5 protein-coding genes are annotated in these 6,185 nt (G+C 63.8%); 1 reads left to right on the top strand and 4 read right to left on the bottom strand.

Features of this window, described 5'->3' with window-relative positions:
* Positions 1–1,668: LVIVD repeat-containing protein (locus Q0139_RS10095; RefSeq protein ID WP_367180742.1), on the top strand; the 1,668-nt coding region annotated here is incomplete at its 5' end.
* Positions 1,669–1,813: 145 nt separating this feature from the next.
* Here the strand turns inward: Q0139_RS10095 and Q0139_RS10100 are convergent.
* The 4 genes from Q0139_RS10100 to Q0139_RS10115 all read right to left on the bottom strand — a co-directional run.
* Entirely contained in the window at positions 1,814–2,689 is an 876-nt protein-coding gene (locus Q0139_RS10100; RefSeq protein WP_298021069.1) for a phosphodiesterase, read from the bottom strand.
* Positions 2,690–2,733: 44 nt separating this feature from the next.
* Positions 2,734–4,569 carry a cytochrome c3 family protein gene (locus tag Q0139_RS10105; RefSeq protein WP_298021063.1) on the bottom strand — a complete coding sequence of 612 codons (1,836 nt, stop codon included), beginning with the start codon at positions 4,567–4,569 and terminating at the stop codon, positions 2,734–2,736.
* A 7-nt stretch (positions 4,570–4,576) separates the two neighbouring features.
* Positions 4,577–5,377, bottom strand: coding sequence for a hypothetical protein (locus tag Q0139_RS10110; protein ID WP_298021072.1), 801 nt, complete (start codon positions 5,375–5,377; stop codon positions 4,577–4,579).
* 100 nt (positions 5,378–5,477) lie between these two features.
* Positions 5,478–6,185 (bottom strand): 4Fe-4S dicluster domain-containing protein (locus tag Q0139_RS10115; RefSeq protein ID WP_298021065.1); only part of this gene is annotated, 708 nt, incomplete at its 5' end.

The raw sequence follows: 6,185 nt of genomic DNA on the forward strand, positions 1-6,185 counted from the left end.
CGCATCTATGTGCAGCAGCCGCCGATCTCGGCGAGCGGCTATTCGAGCCAGGCCTTCGCGCCGCACTTCCCGCACACCGTCCGGCTACAGGAAACCAAGACCTGCACCGATTGCCATCTGAGCCAGGATAACGACAACAACGCGATCATGGCGCAGCTCCTGTTGCAAGGGACAAACTTCGTGAACTTTGTCGGGCTGCACGCCTGGGTCGGCGAGGAGCAGGGTTTCGAGGCCGTCCGCATCACCGAATGGGACGAGCCGCAGGCCGTCTTCGGCTCCTATCTGCACCGCTACGCCTATCCCGAATATTGGGACATCCACACAAACGAGCATGGCCGCGAGCTGCGCGAATTCGTGCGCGGCGACACGTTCGACGAAGAACTCTCGGGCGAAACGCGTGCGCTCGAGGAAATCCAGAACGTCACGCAGCGCACCAACGGCGCGACCCGCTGCCTGCAGCTGCGCGGCGAATATATGTTCGTCGCCGAAGGATCGGGCGGCTTCCAGGTCTATGACGTCGCCAGTATCGGCAATAAGGGCTTTTCCGAACGCATCATCACCGCGCCCTTCTCGCCGCTCGGCCACGACACGCGCGTCGACACAACGAATGCGACCTGCATGGCGCTGCCGACGAATCAGAATATCGCGCCGACCCGGCAGGAGACCATGGCGGGCACGATCATGACGGCGCCTGACGGAACGCAGCAAAGCCTGCTCGACATCAACCGCGAGCAACGCTTCCATCCGATCTACAATTACGCCTTCATCACCGACAGCGTCGAAGGGCTGGTCGTCGTCAACGTCAACACGATGGCCGACGGCGAATTCCGCAACAACTTCCTGCGCCGCGAGGAATTCGCGAACGGCGGCGATGCGTGGAACGAGAATGGCGTGCTCGACGGTGCCAACCATATCACGCTGGGCGGGCATTATGCGTTCATCGCGGCCGATGCCGGCATGGTCGTGATCGACTTGGACGATCCGCACAATCCGAGGCACGTTGCGACGATCCCGCTGACCGATGCGCGCTCGTCGGCACTCCAGTTCCGCTATCTCTGGGTGACGACGGCCGAGGGCGTGCAGCTCATCGACGTGACCAATTTCGAAGCGCCGCGCCTGCTGCCCAATGCGACCTTCCCGCTGGCCGATGCGCGGCGGCTCTATATCGCACGGACCTACGCCTATGTGGCGGCCGGTGCCGACGGGCTCGTGATCCTCAACGTCACCAATCCCGAACGCCCCGTGCGTCTGCCGCCGATCCCCTGGCTCAACGGCGAAACGCCCGATACGCAGGACGTGATCGTCGGAACAACCAACGCCTCGCTCTTCGCCTATGTCGCCGATGGGCGGAACGGGATGAAGGTCTTCCAGCTGACCAGCCCCGACAGCCAGCCCAATTTCTACGGCTTTTCGCCCGAACCGCGCCCCGAGCTGATCGCGTGGATGCGGACATCGTCGCGCGCGCTAGCCCTGTCGAAGGGTCTCGATCGCGACCGGGCCGTCGACGAAACAGGCGGCCAGATGGCGGTCTTCGGCCGACGCGGCTCGCGTCCGTTCAACCGGCAGGAAATGGAACGGCTGTTCCTCAACAGCAGGGGCGAACCCTATCGGGTGACCGACCAGGTCAATATGGATTTCTGGGTCGAGCGCGGCTGGGCGGCGCGCTAGGCTTTGTTTGTCAGACTCGACCTATCGGTCGAGCGCCGTACCGGCCCGCATCCCCACCCGGCCTCCCACGAGAATACACTGAGTGGGAGGCCGGGTGGGGATGCGGGCCGGTGCGGCGATTTCCCGCCAGGGAAATTCTGACGACCTAAGCCTTGTCGCCGCGATCGCGGGAATGCTCGTCGAGGAGATAGCGTACGAGAGGCTGCATCGTCTCGTCGTAGCGGGCCAGCTGCACATGTTCCTCCGCATCGTCATAATGCGACACCAGTGTACCGCCGTTCCAGAAATGCAGCGAATAGGCCGGCGGATCGGCGACGATCATCGGCCGGTTGTCGGGCTTTTTCGGATCGATGGGACGCAAGTCGAGCGCCACCTGCGGCGCGGTCGACGGCGTGACGGCAAGCGAATGGCCGGCCCAGCTCGTCAGGATCGGCCGATGAATATGGCCTGCCACCATGCCGAGGATGTTCGGCGCCCCTTCCAGCGCCTCGCGCAGACGCTGGATCCATGGCGCTTCCCGCTGCGCCGTCATCCAGGCAATGCCCGTTTCGATGGGCGGATGGTGGAGGACGATCATCGTCGGCTTTTCGATTTCCTCGGCGAGCCGCTCGCGCAGCCATGTAGCGCGCGTTTCGCAGAAAGCCCCGCCGTGCCGCCCCGGATCGAGCGTGTCGAGGACGATGACACGGATCGGCCAATGCTCTTCGTCGATCACATATTGGACGAAGCCGCCTTCCATCCGCGGCGTTTCGGGAAACAGCCGGGCGAAATTTTCGCGGTCGTCATGATTGCCCATCGCCGGAAACACCGGAAACGGACAGCGGCCGAACGCCGATTTCAGCCGTCGATAGCTGTCGGAATCGCCCTTGTCGGTGATGTCGCCGGTCGCGAGCAGAAGGTCGGGCTTCGGATCCATATCGCATAGCCGGTGAAGGACCTGATCGAGGCGGCGGCGATTGAATTCCGCCGGGTCGTCCGGATCGAAACCGAGGTGAATATCGGTAATTTGCGCGATCAGCATATGCCGCCGATCGTCGTTTTCCGCCTCATGTCCGACCCCTCCCGTCAGCGGTCCGCCCGATCCCTGTTCCACAAGCCGCTAAAGTCGCGAACCGTGTTCGGGCGGATGCCGCGGTTCTGCCTTGCGCGCACGAGATAAGGTGCCCCATCGTCCTGATGATAGCTGTGACACAGAGCACAGCTCGAGGCGACGAGGTCGCCGCCCGCATTGGCGCCGCCATGGCAGTCACGGCAGGTCTCGATGCCCGGCAGCAAGACATCGCGCGCGCTGTCGGATTCGCTGGCGACGTGGCAGCTTTCGCAATCCTCGGTCTCATGCGCGCGGTGATCGAACCAGCCGCCATGCATGTAACGGCTGATCTGGCGCACCGGCACGATATCGAATGGCGCCTGCGACGATCCCGTCGGCTGGACCTGATGACAGTCGAAACAGGCGCCGCCCTCGCTGAAGGTCGCGCGAACGGCACGTTCGGCGCCGCTATAGCGGGTGCTTTGCGCAAACTGGAACCGCCCGACCGTGCGCGAACGCATATTGTCGCCGGGCCGCCGCCGGCTCATGCCCGAAAGATCGATCGGGCGCCGGGCGCCGGTCGAGCGATAGAAGGCGCGGATATCGGCGACGACCATTTCGGGTTCGCCATGCCGCAGCGTCCGCACGGTGCCGCCGATCCGGTCGAAGGCGAGGCTGTGGCACATCTGGCAGTTCGCCTCCATGCTGATCGGCTCGAACCGGGCACCGTCGGGCGTCGGGACGTGGCAATCGGCGCAATCGAGCGAATCCCCCCAGCCGTAACGTGCAGCCAGCCGCTGCGTCATCCGCGCGACTCCGTTGGTCGTCGACAGATGCAGGTCGTGCGGGAATTTCAGGCCGGTATTCTCGCTCAGATCGTTGGTCGACAGGCTCGTGCGGACGTAGCGCGCCGTGCCGCCCGAAATGTCGCCCGGCGTCGTCATGATCCGCGGCCGGAATTCGGGATGCCCGCTGGCGAAGTCGTGGACATTGGCGAGATCGGTCTCGATGCGGTCGTCGAGCCCGATATGGCAATCGCTGCAGAATTGCTGCGGCGCCGGCGCCATCGCGCCCGAACCCTCATGCTCGATATGGCAGGAGGCACAGCTGTTGCGCGGGCGGTTGAAGGCGTCGCCCACCGTCAGCAGGAAACCGCGCCAGGCACCGGGATCGGGCTCGGCTTCGACCATCAGGTCCAGCTCGGCATGATCGGCGACATCGGTGTGACATTCGATGCAGGCGCTGTCGCGGACCGACACGAACGGCTCGACATGGCAGGACTGGCAGTCTTCGGCGAGGTTCGCATGCGCGTCGGACATCGAACCGCTGATCCAGAGCGTATCGGCGTGGAAGCCCTCGGGCCGCTCGTCGACATTGCGATATTCGTAATAGGACCAGATCGGCCAGGCGAGGCAGGCGATCAGGATCAGCGCGACGAAGCCCCAGGCGCTGATCCGCTTGCCGGGAACCTTGCCGCCCAGACCGAACAGCTTGTCGGCCTCTTCCTTGTCGATCTCCTCGTCGCGATCGACGGTGATGACGATCCTGCCCTGCTCTTCGTCCTGTCCCATGGCGATAGAGAGCAGGTGCGGACCGATGCGGATACTGCCGCCGCGGGTCGCATTGATATCGCCACTGGTCCGCGACCTGCCGTTGATCAGCAGCGGAAAGTTTTTCTCTCCCTCGATAGCGATCTGCGCCGCGCCGGTCCGGGTAATCTTCGCATGGTGCGGCGCGACGCCGAGATCGGTGAGCAGGACATCGCAATTGGCGCCGCGACCGACCGACAATTCGTCCTTGTCGACCTCGTTGGGCCGGACGATCTCGCGCCCACCTGCCGTTTTCGACCGATATTTGACGATAAAGCTCATCGCGCCCCTACCAGTAGAAGAATACGCTGACGATGTGCGCGGACAGCGCCGCGAGCAGCGCGAAGGTCAGCGGCACATGGATGTAAAGCCAGATCTGCAGCATCGCCTTGTAGCGCAAATGCCGCCTGATCCGCGCGAGCGCCGCCTGCTTGCGCGAAAGCAGCGTTTCCAGCCTGTTATAGGTGTCGTGGAGCGGATCGTTGCCAGCATGTGTCCGGCGACGGAAAACGGCCAGGGCTTCGGCGGTCGCGCCGCCCCTGTAGCGCCCCGTTACCCGCCGCCAGACACCGCCACCGAAGGCATCCTCGTCGATCGCTTCCTGAATCTGCGCGGCGGCCTGGGCGTCGAGCGGCTGCGCCGTATTGAACAATTGCCCGTCGAGATCGTGCACCGCCTCCAGCATCTGCGCTTCGGTCGCTTCGTCGCGATTGCTGCCGAGCCGGCGCGGCAGGGTGGCGTAGCTGCTGATACCGAACAGGCCCGACAGGATCACGATCATCATCAGCGCCCAGGCGAGCGTGTGCACATTCCAGCCGAGTTGGAATCCGGTATGCATCGTCCCGATTACGATCAGGGAAAGCCCGAGATAGACATGCGCGCTCGTCCACGCCTTGAGCGACCACTTACCCGCCGTCATCGCGCGTTTACGCACGCCGAGCATCGTCAGCCACAGGATCAGCAGCACGCCGATCGTGCCGAGCGTATAGCCATACCAGCTCCCGCCATTGTGCCGCGGCTCGATATCGATCAGCAGATAGGAGACGATGACGATCAGGCTGAGGAACGTCGCGATCTTCGCCCAGAACATGCCGCGATAGCGCAGGAACCCCTCGTGCCGCGCGCCCGGCGTGATCGAGCTACGGCCGATCTCCTGCGCCCGGTCGAAATCCACCCCCCGTGTCGCCATCTCAGCTGCTCTCCGCTTCGAGGCGCGCGACCGTCAGGAATTCTTCCGGCGCAACGCGGATCGCCGCGCCCGTCGGACAGGCGCGTACACAGGCCGGCCCGCCCTTGATCCCAGCGCACATATCGCATTTCACCGCCTGTTTCGGCGTTTCGGGACTGACGCGCGCGTCGATCCAGTCGTGATCGGGCTCGCCCGGCCCCGGACCGAAGCCGAAGAACAGCCAGCTCAGCAGTCCCGGTTTTTTCGGCGGCACCTTTTCCATCCGGATCACGCCATAGGGGCAGTTGCGCTGACAGTTGCCGCAACCGATGCAGGTATCGTCGATATAGACCTCGCCATCGTCGCCGCGATGGATCGCATTGGGCGGACAATCGGCCATGCAATGCGGATGTTCGCAATGGCGGCAGCTCGTCGGGACATGGAGTTGCGCGAAGGTCCGTCCCGCTTCGCGGTCGAGCCGCGACAACCCTTCATGGCTGTCGGCGCAGGCCTTTTCGCAATTGTCGCAGCCGACACACAGATTTTCGTCGATCAGCAGCACGTCCGTCGCCTCGCCGATGCCATTCTCGATCAGGAAAGAGGCGACCGAGGAATACATGTCGACGACGCCGGAGAAACTGTCCTTTTTCGCTTCGACGAAATTGTTGAGATCCTCGCGGCGGGACATTTCGCGCCGCGTCTGCTCGAACAGTTTCGGATTTTTCTCGAG

Origin of the sequence: uncultured Parasphingopyxis sp., assembly GCF_937129435.1 — a bacterium.
Taxonomy (GTDB): Bacteria; Pseudomonadota; Alphaproteobacteria; order Sphingomonadales; family Sphingomonadaceae; genus Parasphingopyxis.

Coding starts and splice junctions, on each gene's coding strand:
- Q0139_RS10110 (WP_298021072.1), bottom strand. CDS start 5,377: ATGTTCTGGGCGAAGATCGCGACGTTCCTCAGCCTGATCGTCATCGTC.
- Q0139_RS10105 (WP_298021063.1), bottom strand. CDS start 4,569: ATGAGCTTTATCGTCAAATATCGGTCGAAAACGGCAGGTGGGCGCGAG.
- Q0139_RS10100 (WP_298021069.1), bottom strand. CDS start 2,689: ATGCTGATCGCGCAAATTACCGATATTCACCTCGGTTTCGATCCGGAC.